Here is a 20,848-nt window from a genome sequence, read left to right as displayed (position 1 = left end):
ATGCATATTTTAGGACACTTTAAGACAATTACAAAACATAAAATCCTTGTGGCCAAAGGCTGTTTTAAGGTGGGACTTTACTGCCAGGGTATCATGCACGATATGTCAAAGTATTCTCCGACGGAATTTATTCCGGGGGCGAAATACTACCAGGGAAATCAAAGCCCTAACAACATCGAACGAAGGAAATACGGGATATCCAGGGCATGGCTGCACCATAAAGGAAGGAACAGGCATCATTTTGAGTATTGGATCGATTACAGCCTGAATCCTGACGCCAAGGGTCTGGTTGGCATGAAAATTCCCAAAAAATATATGGCGGAGATGTTAGTGGACAGAATTAGTGCCGGAAAAATCTACAAGAAAAATGATTTCACAAAGGAGAGTCCGCTGGAGTATTTTAATAATGGGATCGGAGCATCTATTATGCACGAGGCATCTAAGGATTATCTGATGATGCTTTTAACGATGTATGCTGAAAAGGGAGAAAAGGAGACATTTCGCTATTTGAAAAGAGATTTAAAAGAGGACATCAGCGGTTATGACCGCATTTCTCCTTTTGAGAAAACAGGTCCTGTGGCGATTGGCTAGAATTTCATGTATGTACTTCTTGAAACTCTCACATACTTCATGTATAATAACTTGTAAAGAAACGGAATAAACGGCCTGGGGTGTTCGATAACGCCTGCTATTTTGAACCTACAACTATTTGAACGGGATTCCGAATATCCGGCTGGATACCAAGCCACAATACGGTGGAAGGTAGAAGGCAGGATGAGGAAACCCACCTAGCTGTGGCTAGGAGTCAAAATTGCGGGGAACGGCATCTTGGGCATAACAAAAGATAAGTTGAAGAGACTGTTGGCTGAGCCGGCAGTCTCTTTTCGTCTGCCTATATATTACAAAATTATTGCAGCACAGGCAGGAGAACATAATTGTGCTATTGGAAGTGCGTGTGCCAGTTGGTGTGTCGGAAAAGGGTATACAAAAAATATCCGGATTTCTGGAGGAATCGTGACAGCAAGCGGAGGTGTCAGCTGTGCAGGGATCGGGAGCGGATCCTGGACTCCGACAGATGGTATATATATTACAGGAGGGAATGTTTATGCCAGTGGAGGAACCAATGCAGCGGGAATAGGATCCGGGGGACATACCGGAGCTGAAGATGGCACATATGGTGCAAATGTTAATGTGTCTAATGTTGTTATCAGCGGAGGAGATACTGTTGTTACAGCGTTGGGTGATAAGAGCACCAATATGCCGGGCATAGGCTGCGGAACGCCTCCGGACAATAAACCACAAGGAACTATAACAAATGTCATAGCCAGTCCGGATACCGGTTTTCAAGGGTACATACAGGATGGTACCTCAGAAACAGATTATAATTTTACAAAACATATGCCTTTTCCTTCAGCTTCTCCAATTTCTGTAGAAAAGTTTTATACGAAAATATATTTCGGTCCATTCAGAGATGAAAATACCATTGCGAATGACACAAAAGAACAGATTGGAGCTAATAATATTATCAGTAAAACTGGCGGAGCTGGCTTTAGTGAAAGCCAGCTGAAGGAGCTTGCCAAGGTCAATGGAAAGCGTGAGAACGGAACAAGCTTCATTGAAGGAGAACTGACTTTTACAGATGCCAGACAAATACAGAATATTAATCAGGCAAAAACTTCTGGGAAAATTGGAAATTTTCCATTGACGTTTAGAACACCAAATGGAACAAAGGTTACGGTGACCATCTTTCTAAGAGGTAATGGAACAGATTCCGCAGAATTTGAACCCAATAATTCAATTCCAACCATTGGAGCTAATGACTTTGAAACCAATACAGGAGGGGATCCTTTTACAGAAGAACAGCTGAAAAAATTAGGGGAAGTAAAAGGAAAAGATAAAGAGGGGAATACGATTTCACTCGACGATTTTACAGTAGATTTGGATCAGTTTCAAAAAATTAATGAAGCAAAAACCTCTGGAAAGACAGGCATATTTGATCTGTCTTATACATCCAAAGATGGAAAACAAGTGACAGTCAAAGTTTCTCTGGTCGGATATGATGAAATTACGGAAGATACAGACACTGGAGAAACGATCAAAGGAATGAATATCATTTCCAAAACCGGAGGAAAAGGATTTACGGAGAAACAGCTTAGAGAGTTGTCCAGAGTAAAGGCATTTGATGAAAATGGACAAGAAGTGCCGGCAGTAGATATTCTTTTTTCAGATCAGGATCAGCTGACAGCTATAAATAAAGCAAAAACCACCGGGGAAATTGGAAATTTTCCATTAACGTTTCAAACACTAAGTGGTACAGAAGTAACGGTGACCGTATTTTTAAGAAACCATGGAACAGATACATCTGAGATAGGTTCAGAAAATTCAATATCAACTATTGGAGCCAATGATTTTGAGAAAGATACAGGCGGAGATCCTTTTACCGAAGAACAGCTAAAAAAATATGGGGAAGTGAAAGGAAAAGACACAGAAGGAAATACGATATTACCGGATGATTTTACAGTAGATCTGGAGCAATTCCGGAAAATTAATCAAGTGAAGACTTCTGGAAAGTCCGGCGTATTTGATCTGACCTATTTCGCTAACGATGGGAGTGCAGTGACGGTCAAGGTATCTTTAGTTAAATATGATGAGACTTCGGAGGCTCCGGATCAAGCCGAGAGTATGAAAGGAATGGATATCATCAGTAAAACAGGAGGAGAAGGATTTACGGAAAGTCAGCTGAAAGAGTTGTCCAGAGTCAAGGTATTTGACGAAAGCGGGAAAGAGCTGACAGCAGAAGAAATCGTTTTCTCAGACCCGGATCAGCTAACATCATTAAATAAAGCAAAAACAGCCGGGGAAACCGGAAATTTTTCATTGACTTTTCAAACTGCAAAGGGAACAGAAATTACTATTACAGTTCATCTAAGAGATCATGGGACAGATGGAGCTAAGAACCCGGAACCCGGAAAATTTGATGCCTCCATCGCTGCCAACAATGCGGTTCATAAAACTGGGGGTACTGCTTTTACCAAGGAAGATCTGATTAAACTTTGTGAAGCAAAAGGAAAAGATGAAACAAGGAGTGATGCAGAACTTAATATTAAAAATGAAGAGATGAACAAACTAAACGCTGCAAAACAAAAAGGAAGAACCGGAACATTCGATTTGACATTTTTTATTTCGGGAGGGAAAGAAGTAAGCGTTGTGGTTACCTAAACAGGTGAACATAAGGTGAGTTTTAACCCAAACGGAGGAGATTTTACCCCGAAAACTCAGACTGTTCCGGGCGGTAAATGTGCAGTAGAACCGAAAGAGCCGAAACGAAAAAGTTATATATTTGAAGGCTGGTACTATAAGGATGAGAATGGAAAAGAACAAAAATGGGATTTTGAGACGCCGGTTCACGCAGATATCTCTTTAAAAGCGGCCTGGAAGAAAGATGCTGGAGAAGTAAATGGTACTGCACAGAAGGAGAACAATAAAATCAAGAAAAAAGAAACAGGAGATTATTCGTAGGAAGGAGAGGAAATACTGGAAAATAATAAAAATGGAGAAGTGATCACAGAAAGCGGAAGCAGCAAAGAATCCACTGCTAAAACCGGTGACACTGCAGACTTCTCCATGGCCTTTGTGATGCTGGCGGCAGGCGGAGGAATACTAACTTTATTGTTACATAAAAATAGAAAGAACAAATAACAAAACAAGGACTTTTGCACTCTTATTTTAACAATGTGCAAAAGTCCTTGTTCTATTTGACAGACAAACTGGAAGAATTGACAGAAAAAAACGGATAAGTCTCCCTGCGCACATGATCCAGATAAACATGGCCGATTGGAACGGGAGTTTCGTGGCCTGTCAGGAAGATATTTTCTCTGTCCGCATCTGAAATATAGGAGAGGTTTACGATGTAAGAACGGTGGACACGGATAAAACCTTTGTTTTTCACAGACTGTTCTATAATATTGAGTTTAGAATAGAATTCAAAACTCTGGTCTTTAAAATGTACAACTACGAGCCGCCCGAGAGTCTCAAAATGAGAAATATCGGAAAGCTGAATGCACTGGAACGTGGTCCGGTTTTTACAGACGATATACGGCTTCTTTTTCTGCTTGAAGACCGAGTAGGCGTTGAGAAAAACAGATTCACCCCTGATAAAGTTCAGCTTTGACTTGATGATGTAATTGAAAGGGTAAGCGGCAAAACAGTCACTGGCACATTCCGTGCGGACTCCGAGAAAAATCACAAGTCCCAACGGATCATGCTCGTGAATATGGAGAACCGTGTCAATCCCGCTAATGTCTTTCAGTCCGGCTTCAACAAAATAAAGATCAAAAAAGTGGTTTGGGTTCTCCATGTAAGCAAGAAGCTCCCTGCCCGAAGAAAATGCCCGGATACTGACAGGGATCTGATGTCTCTCGGCGATCAGCTCAAAAAGTTCTATGTATTTTTGCAGTGTCGCAGGAGTATCATCACAAAAGCAGATTGAAAACATAATATCACCTTCTTAATTCTTATAGGGTGTAGATTTTAAGCTGTGACAACATTTTTCGTACCTGACTTAAATATGTGGTTCCTATGGGCAGAGTAAATCCATTCGTCAGCCGTACCGTGCGGTCAGTAATCTGGTCAATATGGCGCATATTTATAAGGAAAGACCTGTGAATGCGCAGAAATCCTTTCGGTGTTAATTCTTTTTCCAGCCTGGACATGGACATATAGAATGAAAAGCTGGTGTTGCTGTGGTATACAGTTGTAATTCTCTGAAAGATTTCAAAGTAGTAAATATCACTCAGAGGTATGTAATGTTCATCCGCGCCGCTGCCGCACTGAAACAGGTTGTTCCGCCTCTTTTCAGCCAGTGAGAGCGCTTTTAAATATACTGGTTCAAACTGTTCCAGAGTCAGATATTTGAGATAGAAAAAGTAAAAAGGAAACGTCGGGAAAGTATTTGCAGCCAGCTGTTTATTGGCAGAGATAAAAATGAGCAGGGCATGACAGCAAAGCTTGCGGAGACTTTTCGCTGCTTCGAGACCTGTAATCTCATCGTCCTTGCTTTTGGATATTCTCAGGAAAATAATATCCGCCCGTTCCGGGTGAGATGACAGATCAAATACTAATTCGTCTTTATTTGTATATTTAAATATATGAATGTTATAGTGGTGCTCTGAGGCGATGTCTTTTAATGTTTTTATATGATCTTCGGATGAGTTCCGATTATTATTAAAAGTGTAAATGTTCATTGGCATATATTCTCCATTTCGCATTTTGTACATCTTTATTTTACCATGGAAAAAGTTAGAAGCACAACAAGAAACCGAATCTTTTTAAATATGTCTGGATATCTGTTTTTATTTTCGGTATAATTATTTAATATCTTTTAAAAGGAGCTGTATCATATGAAATTTTATAATAAAAACACGCAGGGTTTCTTTGGTCTTGTGGCGTTTGGAGTACTTCTTTATTTGGGTGTCAGCAATATAAGCTACATATTGAAGGCATTCTCCTATTTAGTCTCAGTAATCTTCCCGTTTATTATCGGGGGTTGTATGGCGTTTATTATTAATGTGCCGATGAGATTTTTTGAAACGAAACTGTTTTCGAAGGTGAAAAAAGGAAAGCGGGCACTGAGCCTGATTCTGGCCATTTTATGTATTATTGGCGTCCTGGCGCTGATCAGTTTTCTCATTCTTCCGGAGCTTGCCAATACGCTTTACAGCCTGGCATCCAGCATCCCCGGATTTGTGAACGAAATCAAAGATTTCTTACAGAATGTTTCCGACAATCCTCTGCTCACTAAACAGAATCTTATGAAGATCGATTTGGATTGGAATAAGATCAGTACAGAACTGATGGGATTCTTCCAGACCAGCGCCAGCAATATTCTGGGCTCTACGGTATCTGTCATCAGTTCGGCAGTTCAGACAGTAGTGACGTTTTTGCTCGGCACGGTTTTTGCAGTTAATGCACTGCTGAAAAAGGAGAAACTGGTACTTCAGACGAAGAAACTTTTATACTCTTATCTGAAAGAATCCTATGCGGACCGTATCGTATACATTGGAAATATGTGCAATCAGGCATTCTCAAGCTTTTTGTCCGGCCAGTGTACGGAAGCCGTGATTCTGGGCACGATCATTTTTATCAGCATGAATATTCTCCGCCTGCCGTATGCCATGCTGATCGCCATGTTTATCGGCGTGACTTCACTGATTCCTATTTTGGGAGGATTCATCGGAAGCACTTTGGGGGCGATTTTGATTTTTATGGTAAGTCCGTTTAAGATGGTTATTTTTGTTATTATGTTTGTCGTTGTGCAGCAAATCGAGGGAAATCTTATTTATCCACATGTGGTGGGGAATTCCGTAGGTCTTCCTGCTATCTGGGTATTAGTTGCGGTGACCGTCGGCGGCAATCTGGCCGGAGTAGCCGGAATGTTTATCAGTATCCCGGCCTGTTCCGTTATTTATGCACTTTTAAGGAACGCAGCCAACGAAAGACTGAGGAAAAAAGGACTGCTTGAGAAAGTTCAGAATAAATAGTGTATATTCCGCGAAGTTTATGTCCATAATATTCCTATCTTATTTATGGAGGTGGAAGGAATGGACCGTGACGATATTATCTGTCCATGTGTCGATGTGACCGTGGGAGAAATAATGGATGCCTATGAAGACGGTGCCACAACAGTGGACGCAGTCAAAGACGCAACCGGCGCAGGAAGCATCTGCGGGGCTTGTCTTGACAATATTGAAGAATTACTTACAGAATTAAAATCCAAATAAAACCAGGCGGGCAAGCCCGCTTCAACTCCCCAAGTCCCTCAATTTTTGAGGGACTTGACTTTTTCTGTGTGAAACTCTAAAATGAAAGTAAATACTTGCATTGCAGAGAGGGATGATACATATGGATGAGACCGGTCAAAAAATTATAGATGCTGCGATGTCTCTGGTAAGGGATAAAGGATACATGGCAACGACTACAAAAGACATCGCCAATTCCGCAGGGGTGAATGAATGTACTCTGTTTCGGAAGTTTCAGAATAAGAAAAGTATCGTTATGAGCGGTATTGAGCAGGAAAAGTGGCGGGCGGATTTTACGCCGGATGTATTTCAGGATGTCCGGTGGGAACTGCGGCATGATCTGGAAATGTATATGAGAGAGTATATGAAGAGGATTACTCCTGACTTTGTGAGACTCTCCATCGGTCTGCGGGCTCCGCAGATTTATGAGGAAACAGCACCATTTATTATGAAAGTCCCCCAGACGTTCCTCTCATCGCTGATTTCTTACTTTGAACAGATGGCACAGAAAGGCAGGATTCCCAAGGCAGATTTTAAGGTTTTGGCTATGACGTTTTTTTCCAGCACGTTTGGTTATACATTTTTAAATGCGTCGTTCGAACAAAAACTTTCGGAGGTTGAGAGAGAAGACTTTATTAAAAAAACAGTTGCCGCATTCCTGTATGGAATTACGGCTGAGTAAAGGAGACGGCATTGTCTTTTGGCGGTGCCGTATAAATATAACTGATATGCAAGTGAATACTTGCTTTAAGATTCAATGGAGGAATATGATATGGAGATTACAGGAGCACAGCTGGTTGTGAAAGCATTGAAGGCGGAAAATACAGATACGTTGTTTGCGTATCCGGGAGGTCAGGCGATTGATTTATTTAACGAGCTTTATAATGAGAAGGAGATCAGAATCATCACGCCGCGCCATGAACAGGGATTAGTGCATGCGGCAGACGGATATGCCAGGGCCTCGGGAAAAACAGGAGTCTGTCTTGTGACAAGCGGACCGGGAACGACCAATCTTGTGACCGGCATTGCCACTGCAAATATAGACAGTGTTCCTCTCGTTTGTTTTACGGGCCAGGTTTCTTCAGGGCTGATCGGGCGAGAATCTTTCCAGGAAGTAAACACAGTTCAGATCATGAAAAGTATTTGTAAATATGCAGTGACTGTACGTGACAGAAGGGAACTGGGGGAAGCGGTCCGCAGCGCCTTTCAGGCAGCCCGGTCAGGAAGGCCCGGCGCGGCGGTCGTCGATCTGCCGAAGGATATTCAGCAGGAACTGGGTTCTGATTTTTATCCGCTGTGCACAGACGATAAAGCTGAAGTGCCTGTGCCGGAGGAAGTCACAGACCGTTGTCTGGAAGCGTTAAGGACAGCCCGAAAGCCTCTGTTTTTGATTGGAGGGGGTGTACATACTGCAGGAGCGGAAAAAGAAATGACCAGGCTGGCAGAGAAGACCGGGATACCGGTTGTCACGACCATCATGGGGAAAGGGGTTCTTCCCTCAGATCATCCGCTGTATATAGGAAATCTGGGTATTCACGGGAGCTTTGCGGCAAACATGGCTGTCAGCGAGTGTGATGTCCTGTTTGCCGTCGGAACCCGGTTTAATGACCGTATCACTGGAAACACGGACAGTTTTGCGGATAAGGCAGTCCTTATCCATGCAGACATAGAGCCGGATGTAATTTCGCGGAATGTACCGGCAGATATATCGGTTGCTTCGGATGCCGGGAAACTGATCCGGATTCTTCTTAAAAGAGCAAAACCGTCTGGGGCCGGGGAGTGGGTCAGCCGTCTGAACCTGTGGAAACAGCGGCATCCGGTCACTGTAAAGAAAAGCACATCTGAGGAAATCAGCGCACGGGACGTGACAGAACAGATCAATGACTTGTTTGACAGTGCCGTGATTACAACGGATGTAGGGCAAAATCAGATGTGGGCGTCACAGTTTTTACAGCTGTCGGAGAAGAAAAAAATGCTTACTTCCGGAGGCATGGGAACAATGGGATATGGTTTTCCTGCTGCCATAGGCGCTAAATTAGGAGATCCCCGGAAAGATGTCATAGCCATATGCGGAGACGGCGGATTTCAGATGAATATTCAGGAACTTGCCACGGCAGTGCTTTATGAACTCCCTATTATTATCTGCATCTTAAACAACGGTTATCTGGGCAATGTCCGCCAATGGCAGGAGATGTTTTATGAGAGGCGTTATTCTGCCACATGTACCTGCCGCAGGGAAAGCTGTATGAAAGAATGCAAAGGTCCGTCTGCACAATGTCCGTACGGTTATATCCCTGACTTTGTCCGTTTGGCACGAAGTTACGGGGCAGAGGGTATCCGGGTCCGGGAAGTGAAAGACATCAGAAGCGCTCTCCTGAAAGCCAAAGAGAGAAAAAATGTCCCCACGGTTATTGAGTTTATCATAGGCAGAGAACAGAATGTCCTTCCGATGGTATCTCCGGGGAATTCACTGGAAAATATGATCGGCGGAGAATAAGGGGAGAGATGAAAAACTTGGGTTTTCTTGTTGACATTCCATGACAGAGATGATATTATATTCAAGGTCGTCAAGACAAGCCGGCGTGTCGGAATTGGCAGACGAGACAGACTCAAAATCTGTTGTCCTTACGGGCGTATGGGTTCGAGTCCCATTGCCGGCAGAGTGATAAAAACAGCTGAATTTTTTGATTTCAGCTGTTTTTTTATTGCTTAAAAAAGCTTAATTTCTATATTTGACGGAAAGGAGTTTGACAGAAAGAGACGGATTCTTTACAATAGTCATATAACATAGTGAAAAAGTAGGAATGAGGAGGGAGCCCTTGAAAATTTCAACCAAAGGCAGATATGCGGTACGCTTATTATATGATCTGGCGCAGCACAATACGGGAGAATGGATTTCACTGAAGGATGTGTCAAAGAGACAGGGGATTTCCATAAAATATCTGGAGCAGATCGTAAGGCAGCTGAGTGTGTGCGGATATTTGAAAAGTCTGAGAGGCCCGAGGGGAGGGTATCAGCTTTCTAAAAAACCTTCGGAATATACGATCGAAGACGTTCTGGAAATAACAGAAGGCAGTATTGCCCCGGTGGCGTGTCTGGACGATGAGACCAATCAGTGCGAACGCTATTATGACTGTCCGACCATTTTTATCTGGGAAGGGCTGGATAAAGTTGTGAGGGATTATCTGGGCAGTGTGACGATACAGGATATTTTGGACCGTGCCGCTTTAAAAGGCGGGAATGATTTTATAATATAGACAGATTTGAAAGGCTTCCCGAGGTTTCGGGAAGCCTTTCAGCTTTTATCAGAATTTAATTTTCAGAAGATGCCTTTTGTGGCGTAATGCCCGTTTTCTTTCTCCAAAGGGCGCGTATCAGATACAGGAAGAACAGGACTCCCCATGAGCCTGCCTCCGCATAGGCAATGATCATGTTTCCGCATAGTCCGGCAAAAGCATAGGAAAATACAATACGGGAGAGCAGTGCGGCAATCCCTGATACACTGGAGAAGAGAACGTCTCCAATTCCTTCTATATAACCCCGGATGGACATGGCGATGCCGTATACTACATAAAACGCCGCAATTCTTTGGAAGAAATTTTTTCCGATCTCAGCCGATTCCGGACTGATTCCAAACATGGAAATCAAATATTCCCCGGTTCCCAGTACAAGCCATGTCAATAATAAGGAAACACCAATCATCATCACAGTTCCGGCGCAGACGATTTTAGAAATCTGCTCTCTTTTTCCTGCTCCGTGATTCTGTGCGACCATTGTAGATATGCCGGAGCCGAGATTGATGACCGGCAGGAGTATGATCGTATCGACGCGATAGGCTGTGGTAATGGCTGCAACAGTCTGTGTCCCGAAGCCGTTCATAAAATTTTGTAGGATAAGACCGCCGAAGGAGCTGATACAGGATTGGATCATCGGAGGTATGGCAAGATGAAGACCTTCTTTTAAAACGGCGTGATCCATAGTCCATTTTTTTATGGAGAAACACAGACAGGGATAATTTTTTACACTGTATAGAATGATGAATACAGTCATAACCATCTGAGAGATTACTGTTGCGGCTGCCGCGCCGGCAGCACCCCAGTGCATCATTCCCACAAAGATAAGATCCAGCACAACGTTTACGACAGACGAACAGAGGACAGAACCAAAAGGAGCCCGGCTGTTTCCGATGCCGCGGAGGGCCGAGGTGTAGACGTTATATACGGCAAGAAACGGTAAGCCGATCAGTATGATCTGAAGATAATTTTTTGCCATATGTATGGTTTCCGGTGTCGTATTCATGATTCGGAGCAATGGATAAGCGCCCGGAATGCCTGCTGCCGGGACAAGTAAAAAAATACACCCGAGTACAACGGTGAATACGGACAGAGTCTTTGAGATCTGATCTTTTTTTCCGCCGCCGAATTTTTGGGCAAATAAAATGGAAAGACCGAGGGTAAATCCTGTTATGGCAGTGAGGAACAGGTTAATGACCGTAGTTGTAGAACCGATGGCGGCCAGGGCGTTTTCTCCGGCTACATTTCCGACAATAAATGCATCCGCCCAGTTATAGAGCTGCTGCAGAATACCGCTTAAGATAAGCGGTATGCAGAATTTGATCAATGTAATTGCAGTTTTTTCTCTTTTCATAATTTTTTATTCATTTCTCCATAGTAGAATAAAGCGGGCCAAATGCGAAACAACATAGAATATACCAAATAAATGAATCTTTTTCAAGGAAGAGGAGACAGGTGAAATTTTGTTTTTTCAAAAAGGTATTGACATAGAAAAAGGTATTGCATATAATAATTACATACTAAACACGTAGGAAATGTAGGAATATAAAAAGGAGAAGAACTATGGCAGGAATCTATCAGAATGTGACAGAATTAATCGGAAACACCCCGTTGGTCCGTTTGAACCGTCTGGAAAAGGAATACGGAGCAGATGCAGAGATCATTGGGAAACTGGAATATTTTAATCCGGCAGGAAGCGTCAAAGACCGTGTGGCGGCACAGATGATCGAAGACGCTGAGGCGGCAGGAAAGCTGAAAGAAGGGTCCGTCATCATTGAGCCCACATCCGGAAATACAGGAATTGGACTGGCGGCGATCGCGGCATCCAGAGGATACCGCATCATTCTTACGATGCCGGAGACTATGAGCGTGGAACGGCGGAATCTGCTGAAGGCATATGGAGCGGAAGTCGTACTGACAGACGGTACGAAAGGAATGAACGGCGCTATCGCCAAGGCCGAAGAGCTGGCAAAGGAACTGGAAAACAGCTTTATTCCCGGACAGTTTGTCAATACATCTAATCCGAAGCGCCATAAGAAGACTACCGGACCTGAGATCTGGAACGATACGGAAGGAAAAGTCGATATTTTTGTATCAGGGATCGGAACCGGAGGTACGATAACCGGAACCGGAGAATATCTGAAAGAAAAAAATCCGGATATTCAGATCGTGGCAGTGGAGCCGAGCAGTTCCCCTGTACTTTCAAAAGGGCAGAGCGGACCTCATAAGATTCAGGGAATCGGGGCAGGCTTTGTTCCGGATGTACTGAATACAAAGATCTATGACGAGATTATTGCTGTCGATGATGCGGATGCCTTCGAGCTTGGAAGAGCCATCGCCAGAAAAGAAGGGATTTTAGTGGGGATTTCTTCAGGGGCCGCCCTCTGGGCCGCCATTCAGCTTGCAAAACGTCCGGAGAATAAGGGTAAGAAGATCGTTGCCCTGCTTCCGGACACAGGAGACAGATACCTTTCAACACCGATGTTTTCATAATAAACTTACGGATGGGCCTGATATGTGCTTTTATAAGTACATATCAGGTTTTTTCTATGAGTATGCGCGGCGGAAGCGGGGAAATAATATAGAAGGAGAAAAGAAGATAACATGAAGTGGACTAGACTATTTTCTTTGTGTTACAATAATGATAATTGTTTAAAAAAGGAGAATGTCCATTATGGAAAAGAAATTAATGCTGATCGACGGCCACAGCATCTTAAACCGGGCCTTTTATGCGCTGCCGGATATGACTAACAGTAAGGGCCTCCATACCAATGCGATCCTTGGATTTTTAAATATCATGTTTAAATTTCTGGATGAGGAGAAGCCGACCCATTTTGCGGTGGCTTTCGACTTGAGTGCGCCTACTTTCCGGCATGAAATGTTCAAGGAATATAAAGGAACCAGAAAACCTATGCCCGAAGAATTGAGGGAACAGGTGCCTGTGATCAAAGAGGTTTTAAAAGCCATGGATATACCGCTGATGATGGAAGAAGGCTATGAGGCAGATGATTTGCTTGGCACTATGTCTGTGATCGGAGAAAAAGAGGGTTATCAGGTTCGGATCATTTCCGGAGACAGAGATCTTCTGCAGCTGGCCACAGAAAATGTTCAGATTCGTATTCCAAAGACCAAGGGCGGCGGAAATGTAGTAGAAGATTATTTTGCAAAAGATGTCATGGAAACTTACGGTGTGACACCGAAAGAATTCATTGACATGAAGGCTTTGATGGGAGATGCTTCCGACAATATTCCGGGTATTCCCGGAATCGGAGAAAAGACTGCGTCCAAGATCATCAAAGAGTTTAAGAGTATAGAAAATGCTTATGAGCACATTGAGGAAGTGATGCCGAAGCGGGCTAAAAATAAGCTGGAGGAATTTTATGACCAGGGAGTGCTGAGCAAAGAACTGGCGACGATTAAATTAGACTGTCCGATCGAGCTTTCTTTTGAAGATGCCAAGTTCAATGATATTTTTACAGGGGAGGCTTATCAGCTTTTAAAACAGCTGGAGTTTAAGTCAGTTTTAAAGAAATTTGACGGGGAACACGGAGAAGAATTTTCGGTAAATCTCAAAAAGGTTTTTGAGCTGGATGAGGCAGATCAGATATTTTCCAGAGCAAAAAAATGTGAGGCGGCAGGGCTTGCAGTCTATCATGAGCAGGAAAATACGTTTTTTGGGCTGTGTATAGAAGGAAAAGAGACATTTCTGTTTCAGACAGAGGGCTTTCTGACCAGGGATTATCTGATGGGGCAGGCAGGAGAACTTTACCGCACCGTACCAAGAGTCAGCATGCTGAATGTAAAGGAATTTCTGGACGAGTTGTCATTGAGTGAAGATGACAAGAGCATCTTTGACGCGGCTCTGGCGGCGTATCTTATCAATCCGTTAAAGAGCACTTATGAGTACGATGATATTTCCAGAGACTATCTGGGGATCATGCTGCCTTCCAAAAAAGAACTGCTGGACAAGAGGAAAAGTATTTTTGAAGAGGGGAAACTGCTGCCGGAAGGAGAGCAGATCATCGGCTATGAGGCCTATGTGGCATGCGCGTGCATCGAGCCTTTAAGAAAAAAACTTACAGAAACCGGGATGCTTTCCCTGTATGAGGAGATAGAGATCCCGACGATGGTAGCCCTCCACGACATGGAAGTCAGGGGCATCCACGTGGACCGGAAAGCATTAAAGGAATATGGGGATCAGCTGATCGGGCGTATTGAGGAACTCAGGGAACTGATTTATAAAGAAGCCGGGGAGGAGTTCAATATCAACTCTCCGAAACAGCTTGGTGTCGTTCTGTTCGAGCATATGAAGCTGGAGGGCGGGAAGAAGACCAAGACCGGTTACTCCACCAGTGTGGATGTTCTGGAAAAGATTGAGCATTTATATCCGATTATTTCCTACATTCTTGAGTACAGACAGCTCACCAAGCTGAAATCGACGTATGCGGACGGGCTGGCTAACTATATCGGCGATGACGAAAGAATCCACGGAAAATTCAACCAAACCATCACAGCTACCGGAAGGATCAGCAGCACCGAGCCTAACTTACAGAACATTCCTGCCAGAGTGGAACTCGGCCGGGCTATCCGGAAGGTGTTTCTGCCGGAGGAAGGATATACATTCGTGGATGCGGATTACTCTCAGATCGAACTGCGGGTGCTGGCCCATCTTTCCAGAGACAAGAATCTGATCCACGCCTATGAGATGGAACAGGACATTCATGCCAGAACAGCTTCCGAAGTGTTCGGTGTGCCGATTGATCAGGTGAGCAGTATCCAGAGGCGGGACGCCAAGGCGGTCAACTTCGGGATTGTCTATGGACTCAGCGCTTTTGGCCTGAGTCAGGATTTAAAGATCACCAGGAAACAGGCACAGGAATATATCGACAAATATTTTGAGACTTATCCTAAAGTAAAAAAATACCTGAACAGGGAAGTGGAAAAAGGAAAAGAAGAAGGCTTTGTCACTACGATGTTCCAAAGAATCCGGCCGATACCGGAATTAAAGTCCAGCAATTTTATGCAGAGAAATTTTGGCGAAAGAGTAGCCATGAACTCTCCGATCCAGGGATCAGCGGCTGATATTATAAAGATCGCCATGATCCGGGTCAATATGGAACTGAAGAAAAGAAAATTAAAATCCCGGCTGATCCTGCAGATCCATGATGAACTGCTCATAGAAGCCCATGACAGCGAAGTGGAAGAAGTGAAAGGAATACTAACCAGAGAAATGATGAGTGCCGCAAAGCTCTCTGTGCCGCTGAGCATTGACATTCACACCGGAAACAGCTGGTATGAGGCAAAATAAATGAAGAAAGTCATTGGAATCACCGGAGGCGTAGGCTCCGGGAAGAGTGAAGTATTGAACATTTTAAAAAAAGAATACGGGGCCGGTCTCATCGAGGCGGACCGGGTGGCCCATGAGCTCATGGAGCCGGGAGCCGAAAGTTATGAGGCTGTTGTGAAGAAATTTGGAAACAGCATTTTAACGGATGAGGGAACGATCGACCGTGCGGCTCTGGGTGCCATTGTGTTCAGGGACAAAGAAAAACTCGCGGTTTTAAACAGCCTTACCCATCCAAATGTGGAGAGAGAGATCCTGTGCCGGATGGACAGGATGGAGAGTGATCCGGATATCCGGCTGATCGTCTACGAGGCAGCCCTGCTCACAGGGGCAGAATTTGAACAGAGATTTGACCAGCTCTGGTATGTATTTGCCAGAGAAGATCTGAGATTTCAGAGACTGAAAGAGGGAAGAGGCTACTCGGATGAGAAGACGGCTTCTATGATCAAAAGCCAGCCGGGAGAAGAAAGCTTCCGAAAAGCGGCGACGCATATCATTGATAATTCCGGGAGCCTGAATGAGACAAAACAGCAGATTGCAGAAATATTGGGAGCAGAAGTTTAAAAGTTCTGCTCTATGAATTTTTCAAATTTTTTCTCGGACAGTATTTCATTTGTAATAAAACGGCCCTGATAAAACAGGCTGAAAGCAGTAAACGGAGCAGGAGCATTTTGTGCCTGCTCCGTTGTTTGAATTTTGTGGACGGAGAGGGGCAGGCTGTGGCTCTCTGCGATTTTTTGAAGCAGAGGGACATATTTTGCAGTGTGCGGACACTGACTGCTGTAATAAATAACCATTCCATCCTCCGGAATTCTCTCCTGTTTGACACAGTCTTTGAATGCCGGGACCGGTGCGTCATCGGAGAACGGAAGATATAACAGCTCGTAAAACGGATCTGCGGTATCGGCAGTCTTAAACCCTCTGTGCTTCAAGTATCCGGGATCAGACAAAAACGGTTTCTTCTTTGCGGAGGACAGGGCTGTGAGACCGGATTTTCCTGCCTTTTTTGCATCGTCAATGCACTGGTTTAAAAGCTGGTCAGAATAACCCTGGCCTTTATACTTTCCGGAGACCCAGAGACAGTTGATGTGCATATATTGTTCGGCCAGTATGGGAATCCATGCGTGTTCGGCAGGAATATACTCGATAAATACTTTTCCGCGGACATTTAGCTTTCTGAACACCAGCCCGTCCGGAAAACGTTCCTGCATCCAGGCTTTCTTGGAAGATACGCAGGTTTCACCTTTCTTGTCGGTGATAGCGCAGCAGATGTGTTCTTGATCAATATTGCTTTGGTCTACAGCGATTATTTTTAATTCATCCATTAATAAAACTCCTTTCCTGATAGTTCCATTATAGCAGAAAAAACCTGACAGCACTGTGTCAGGTTTTTGTTCCTTATTCCAAGATAGAAGAAAGCAGTTTCTTTGAAATTGTAAATTCAGGGGCGCCCATATATCCCGGAGCAACTTCATATTTATCAAATACGATCACCAGGTCCCCGGAAGATGTTAGATAGAAATTCTGTGAGCCGGAGATTTTTTTGAATTCATCTACCGGCACATCGTCTTTTTTCGTATCGATGAAATAAGACTTGGAGGAATCTGCTTTCATCTGCTGTCTCATCTGTCTGCGGATTTCTTTGGATATGACAGCCCGGTAGTCCGCTTTCTCCTGAAACAGGCTGCCAAGCTTCATGATCCTGCCGGTCTTCTTGCTGATATTATAAATACGGCTGAAAGAATCGGAGCTTGCCTCGGAAGTCTCGGTGCGGATTCGGATAGAAAGGAAAGAGTCATTGTTCAGAAGCACTTGGTAGTCTGTCGTGACACTCTTATGTCCGCCGCCGTTCTTTCGCAGATCTTTTGAAAATTCTTTTTTTATCATATCCGTATAACGGGCCATTTCCCTGTTTAATTCTTTCTGTGTTTTTTTGTCCTTAAGACCTGTCACTTTCGGAGTCTTGATCTCTGCTTCCATGTAATTTTTCTTCTCCTCATAAGAATGGAAGGTGACCACTCTGACGATGTTTTTTAACACGGGAACCTTTGTCATGGCGTAGGCCATGTTTTGATTGGCATTTGCCGCGACGGTGATGACAAAAAGTGCTGCTGCGGCAGATATTCCAAGCTTTGCGGCAATGCCTGTGAACCGCGCTTTTTTCCTGCGGCTTTCGTTTTCAGATTTTCCTGCTTCGATTGAGCTTTTTACCTTTTGTTTCAGATCTTTCGGAATTTGAATGTCCTCATACTGCTGTTTGAGATGATCCAATTTCTTTTTTTTATTCATAATGTTCTTCTCCTTCTGCCAATTCAGTTTTTAATTTTTTGAGACTGCGGTAAAGCACTGATTTTACTGAGTTTAAGTTTTCGTTTAGTATCTCAGCGATTTCAGCAAGCTTCATGTCCTCGAAGAAACGGAGGACGATGACCTGCTTTTCCCTGGGACTCAATACATTTAATGCGTCCAGCGTATCAAAATCCTGGTAGGAATCCTCGGCACCGTATTCGTAGTCTTCGATTCCGATGACTTCCTTCTTATTTTTTCTGATCAGATCAATGGCCGTGTTGATGGTAATCCGGTAAATCCAGGTTTTCAGATACCGGGGCTTTACCGTCTGACATTTGGTGATAGCCTTGTATGCGCTTTCCTGAACGATGTCCATGGCATCGCTCTCATTATGGACATAGGTGTAGGCCATACGGTACAGGCTTTCATATTCATCGAGAATGATACCGGCTGTCAGATCTTCCATCTTCTGTGTCTTTTTCATGAATGGAACCTCCTTGTTTTGCAGCTACAAAAGTTAGACGGAGCAGGAAGAAAAATAGTTTCAAATTTTAAAGCGTGACGGAAATAGTGGCAAAAAACCTATACAATTTTTATTACCTTATGATATAATGGCAGATAGATTCGGCGCAAGTGTTTATGCGGACGAAGATGAATTGAGGTAGAAGAATGGAATTAACAAGTATTGCAAGCAGCAGCGAAGGCAACTCTATATTCGTAGGTTCAAAGGAAACCAAGCTTTTGGTGGACTGCGGCATCAGTGCCAAGAGGATTGAAAAGTCTCTGGATGAACTGGATACCAGGGCGTCTGAGCTTTCCGGCATACTGATCACCCATGAGCACTCCGACCACATCAAGGGGCTGGGAGTGATGCTGAGAAGATATGGACTTCCGGTCTTCGCCACGGCAAAGACCATCGACGCGGTTTTGGACAGCAGGTACATCGGAAAGGTAGACAAGGACTTGTTTCATCCGATTGAGGCGGATCACCCGTTTCAGCTCGACGATATCACAGTGGAGGCGTCCCATGTCTGGCATGATGCGGCAGATCCGGTCTGCTATTCCTTCTGTTCAGAAGGGTTTAAGGCCAGTATTGCCACGGATCTTGGGGACTACGATGAATATCTGGTGGAAAAAATCAGAGATTCCCATATCCTGTTTGTGGAGGCAAACCATGATGTGAATATGCTCCAGGTGGGAAGTTATCCCTATTATCTGAAGAGGCGCATACTGGGAGACCACGGACACCTGTCCAACGAACGGTGCGCCCAGCTTATAGAAGACACAGTGACAGAAAAGACCCAGAAGGTTTATCTGGGACATTTAAGTAAGGAGAACAACTTTGCCGAGCTGGCCTATGAAACCGTTAAGGTTGCATTAGAGAAGCCGGATTTTCTGATGGAAGTAGCAAAAAGAGACTGCATTTCATCCATCACAAAAGTCAGTTAAGATACATATTTTAGGAGGATTAAAAATGGATAAGACAGTAATTACAGTGGTAGGGAAAGATAATGTTGGTATTATCGCAAAGGTCTGTACCTATCTGGCCAACAATCACGTGAACATTCTGGATATTTCCCAGACGATCACAGGAGGATTTTTCAACATGATGATGGTTGTGGATTCTTCCGAGGCGACAAAAGATATCACCATATTCTCAGAGGAATTAAAACAGATCGGAGAAGAGTTAGGCGTTGTCATTCAGGCACAGAACGAAAAAATTTTTAATGTAATGCACAGGATTTAACGGGGGTCTGAAATGATAAATATTAATGAAGTAATCGAAACAAATAAGATGATTTCAGAGATGAATCTGGACGTCAGAACCATCACCATCGGGATCAGCCTGCTGGACTGTGTCGGCTCCACCCTCTCTGAAGTAAAAGAAAATATTTATAATAAAATCACAACAGTGGCGAAAGATCTTGTGAAAACCGGGAAGGATATTGAAAAGGAGTTTGGGATTCCTATCGTAAATAAAAGGATTTCCATTACTCCGATCGCACTGGTGGCGGGGAATGTCTGCAAGACTTCGGATGACTTCGTAGAGCTTGCAAAGGTGCTTGACAAGGCCGCAAAGCAGGTGGGCGTCAATTTCCTCGGAGGATATTCTGCACTGGTGAGCAAAGGCATGACGAAAGCGGATGAACTGCTGATCCGTTCCATACCGAAAGCCATGGCAGAAACGGATTTTGTCTGCTCTTCTGTCAATGTCGGAAGCACAAAGACCGGCATCAACATGGACGCCGTAAAGCTGATCGGCGAGATGATCAAAGAGACTGCCGAACTGACCAAAGACAATGACTGTTTAGGATGCGGAAAGTTTGTCGTATTCTGCAACGCTCCGGATGACAATCCGTTTATGGCGGGCGCCTTCCACGGCGTGACAGAGACAGATTCCGTGATCAATGTGGGAGTCAGCGGCCCCGGCGTTGTGAAGCGTGCCATCGAGCTGGTGCACGGGGAGAATTTTGAAGTTCTCTGTGAGACTATCAAGAAGACAGCGTTTAAGATTACCCGAGTGGGACAGCTGGTTGCCAAGGAAGCATCCAAACGCCTTGGAATTCCGTTCGGCATCATCGACCTTTCCCTTGCGCCGACCCCGGCAGTGGGTGACAGCGTTGGAGAGATTTTAGAGGAGATCGGTCTGGAGTACACAGGTGCACCGGGAACTACGGCGGCTCTTGCCATGTTAAATGACCAGGTGAAGAAGGGCGGTGTCATGGCATCTTCTTACGTGGGAGGTTTAAGCGGAGCTTTTATTCCGGTCAGCGAAGACCAGAGGATGATCGATGCGGTCAATGCAGGCGCCCTGACTCTGGAGAAATTAGAGGCTATGACCTGTGTCTGCTCCGTGGGACTTGATATGATCGCTATTCCGGGAAAGACAAAAGCATCAACGATTGCGGGACTCATCGCCGATGAGATGGCTCTCGGAATGATCAACCAGAAGACTACCGCAGTCAGGATCATCCCGGCCATCGGAAAAGATGTGGGAGACCAGGTGGAATTCGGAGGTCTTTTGGGATATGCTCCGGTCATGCCGGTCAATGAATTTTCCTGTGATGATTTTATTAACCGCGGCGGAAGGATTCCTGCGCCGATCCACAGTTTTAAAAATTAGA

The 20,848-nt window shown here is 44.3% G+C and carries 20 protein-coding genes, 1 tRNA gene and 1 other RNA gene; 16 read left to right on the top strand and 6 right to left on the bottom strand.

The window, feature by feature from the left end:
- From DWV34_RS10710 to DWV34_RS10700, 4 genes are all read left to right on the top strand, one after another.
- Complete coding sequence (locus DWV34_RS10710; RefSeq protein WP_006567314.1) at positions 1 to 591, top strand: DUF5662 family protein; 591 nt, start codon at positions 1 to 3, stop codon at positions 589 to 591.
- Between the two features lie 69 nt (positions 592 to 660).
- A non-coding RNA gene (ssrS, locus tag DWV34_RS10705) (6S RNA) lies at positions 661 to 839 on the top strand.
- Complete coding sequence (locus tag DWV34_RS17145; RefSeq protein WP_022261401.1) at positions 829 to 3,219, top strand: hypothetical protein; 2,391 nt, start codon at positions 829 to 831, stop codon at positions 3,217 to 3,219. The genes ssrS and DWV34_RS17145 overlap by 11 nt, the downstream gene beginning before the upstream one ends.
- A 15-nt stretch (positions 3,220 to 3,234) precedes the next feature.
- The gene (locus DWV34_RS10700) at positions 3,235 to 3,519 is read left to right on the top strand and encodes an InlB B-repeat-containing protein (protein ID WP_009289890.1); all 285 of its coding nucleotides are present in this window, start codon (positions 3,235 to 3,237) and stop codon (positions 3,517 to 3,519) included.
- A gap of 232 nt (positions 3,520 to 3,751) precedes the next feature.
- Here DWV34_RS10700 and DWV34_RS10690 read toward each other — a convergent pair whose 3' ends face one another.
- Together DWV34_RS10690 and DWV34_RS10685 are read right to left on the bottom strand one after the other, a co-directional pair.
- Positions 3,752 to 4,495 carry a LytR/AlgR family response regulator transcription factor gene (locus tag DWV34_RS10690; protein ID WP_009289889.1) on the bottom strand — a complete coding sequence of 248 codons (744 nt, stop codon included), beginning with the start codon at positions 4,493 to 4,495 and terminating at the stop codon, positions 3,752 to 3,754.
- Between the two features lie 19 nt (positions 4,496 to 4,514).
- Positions 4,515 to 5,249, bottom strand: a complete 735-nt coding sequence (locus DWV34_RS10685; protein ID WP_022261402.1) for a LytR/AlgR family response regulator transcription factor — start codon at positions 5,247 to 5,249, stop codon at positions 4,515 to 4,517.
- Positions 5,250 to 5,399: 150 nt separating this feature from the next.
- On the opposite strand from DWV34_RS10685, the gene DWV34_RS10680 reads away from it, so the two are divergent.
- From DWV34_RS10680 to DWV34_RS10655, 6 genes are all read left to right on the top strand, one after another.
- Positions 5,400 to 6,539 (top strand): AI-2E family transporter, encoded by a 1,140-nt coding sequence (locus DWV34_RS10680; protein ID WP_006567309.1) that lies wholly within the window; start codon positions 5,400 to 5,402, stop codon positions 6,537 to 6,539.
- 60 nt (positions 6,540 to 6,599) lie between these two features.
- A complete protein-coding gene (locus DWV34_RS10675; RefSeq protein ID WP_009289887.1) occupies positions 6,600 to 6,779 on the top strand; it encodes a (2Fe-2S)-binding protein in 180 nt (59 codons plus the stop codon).
- Positions 6,780 to 6,900: 121 nt separating this feature from the next.
- Positions 6,901 to 7,479: a TetR/AcrR family transcriptional regulator gene (locus DWV34_RS10670; RefSeq protein WP_009289886.1), complete on the top strand. Its 579-nt coding sequence runs from the start codon at positions 6,901 to 6,903 to the stop codon at positions 7,477 to 7,479.
- Positions 7,480 to 7,569: 90 nt separating this feature from the next.
- The gene (gene ilvB / locus DWV34_RS10665; RefSeq protein ID WP_243000849.1) at positions 7,570 to 9,294 is read left to right on the top strand and encodes a biosynthetic-type acetolactate synthase large subunit; all 1,725 of its coding nucleotides are present in this window, start codon (positions 7,570 to 7,572) and stop codon (positions 9,292 to 9,294) included.
- Positions 9,295 to 9,373: 79 nt separating this feature from the next.
- Positions 9,374 to 9,457, top strand: a tRNA-Leu gene (locus DWV34_RS10660).
- 159 nt (positions 9,458 to 9,616) lie between these two features.
- Complete coding sequence (locus DWV34_RS10655; protein ID WP_009289884.1) at positions 9,617 to 10,054, top strand: RrF2 family transcriptional regulator; 438 nt, start codon at positions 9,617 to 9,619, stop codon at positions 10,052 to 10,054.
- Positions 10,055 to 10,109: 55 nt separating this feature from the next.
- Here DWV34_RS10655 and DWV34_RS10650 read toward each other — a convergent pair whose 3' ends face one another.
- Positions 10,110 to 11,444, bottom strand: a complete 1,335-nt coding sequence (locus tag DWV34_RS10650; protein ID WP_009289883.1) for an MATE family efflux transporter — start codon at positions 11,442 to 11,444, stop codon at positions 10,110 to 10,112.
- A gap of 209 nt (positions 11,445 to 11,653) precedes the next feature.
- On the opposite strand from DWV34_RS10650, the gene cysK reads away from it, so the two are divergent.
- From cysK to coaE, 3 genes are all read left to right on the top strand, one after another.
- On the top strand, positions 11,654 to 12,583 hold the full coding sequence (cysK, locus tag DWV34_RS10645; RefSeq protein ID WP_009289882.1) for a cysteine synthase A: 930 nt from the start codon (positions 11,654 to 11,656) through the stop codon (positions 12,581 to 12,583).
- Positions 12,584 to 12,755: 172 nt separating this feature from the next.
- Positions 12,756 to 15,398 carry a DNA polymerase I gene (polA, locus tag DWV34_RS10640; protein ID WP_118476211.1) on the top strand — a complete coding sequence of 881 codons (2,643 nt, stop codon included), beginning with the start codon at positions 12,756 to 12,758 and terminating at the stop codon, positions 15,396 to 15,398.
- Positions 15,399 to 15,998, top strand: a complete 600-nt coding sequence (gene coaE / locus DWV34_RS10635; protein ID WP_006567301.1) for a dephospho-CoA kinase — start codon at positions 15,399 to 15,401, stop codon at positions 15,996 to 15,998.
- Here the strand turns inward: coaE and DWV34_RS10630 are convergent.
- The 3 genes from DWV34_RS10630 to DWV34_RS10620 form a co-directional block, all read right to left on the bottom strand.
- Entirely contained in the window at positions 15,995 to 16,759 is a 765-nt protein-coding gene (locus DWV34_RS10630) for an N-acetyltransferase (protein ID WP_006567300.1), read from the bottom strand. The two genes, coaE and DWV34_RS10630, sit on opposite strands and share 4 nt — an antisense overlap.
- Before the next feature lie 73 nt (positions 16,760 to 16,832).
- Positions 16,833 to 17,723: a DUF3298 and DUF4163 domain-containing protein gene (locus tag DWV34_RS10625; RefSeq protein WP_009289877.1), complete on the bottom strand. Its 891-nt coding sequence runs from the start codon at positions 17,721 to 17,723 to the stop codon at positions 16,833 to 16,835.
- Positions 17,716 to 18,207, bottom strand: a complete 492-nt coding sequence (locus DWV34_RS10620) for an RNA polymerase sigma factor (RefSeq protein ID WP_009289876.1) — start codon at positions 18,205 to 18,207, stop codon at positions 17,716 to 17,718. The genes DWV34_RS10625 and DWV34_RS10620 overlap by 8 nt, the downstream gene beginning before the upstream one ends.
- Positions 18,208 to 18,392: 185 nt before the next feature.
- Between DWV34_RS10620 and DWV34_RS10615 the strand changes: the two genes are divergently transcribed.
- The 3 genes from DWV34_RS10615 to DWV34_RS10605 are packed head-to-tail and all read left to right on the top strand — an operon-like array spanning position 18,393 to position 20,847.
- The gene (locus tag DWV34_RS10615; protein ID WP_022261407.1) at positions 18,393 to 19,172 is read left to right on the top strand and encodes an MBL fold metallo-hydrolase; all 780 of its coding nucleotides are present in this window, start codon (positions 18,393 to 18,395) and stop codon (positions 19,170 to 19,172) included.
- A gap of 25 nt (positions 19,173 to 19,197) precedes the next feature.
- The gene (locus DWV34_RS10610) at positions 19,198 to 19,470 is read left to right on the top strand and encodes an ACT domain-containing protein (protein ID WP_006567296.1); all 273 of its coding nucleotides are present in this window, start codon (positions 19,198 to 19,200) and stop codon (positions 19,468 to 19,470) included.
- A 12-nt stretch (positions 19,471 to 19,482) separates the two neighbouring features.
- Positions 19,483 to 20,847 (top strand): PFL family protein, encoded by a 1,365-nt coding sequence (locus DWV34_RS10605; protein WP_006567295.1) that lies wholly within the window; start codon positions 19,483 to 19,485, stop codon positions 20,845 to 20,847.
- The last annotated feature ends 1 nt before the right edge of the window (position 20,848 follow it).

The organism is Anaerostipes sp. AF04-45 (assembly GCF_003461725.1).
GTDB lineage: Bacteria > Bacillota > Clostridia > Lachnospirales > Lachnospiraceae > Anaerostipes > Anaerostipes caccae.
Note: the sequence above shows the minus strand (reverse complement) of the source record. Positions and strands in the feature narration are given on the sequence as shown.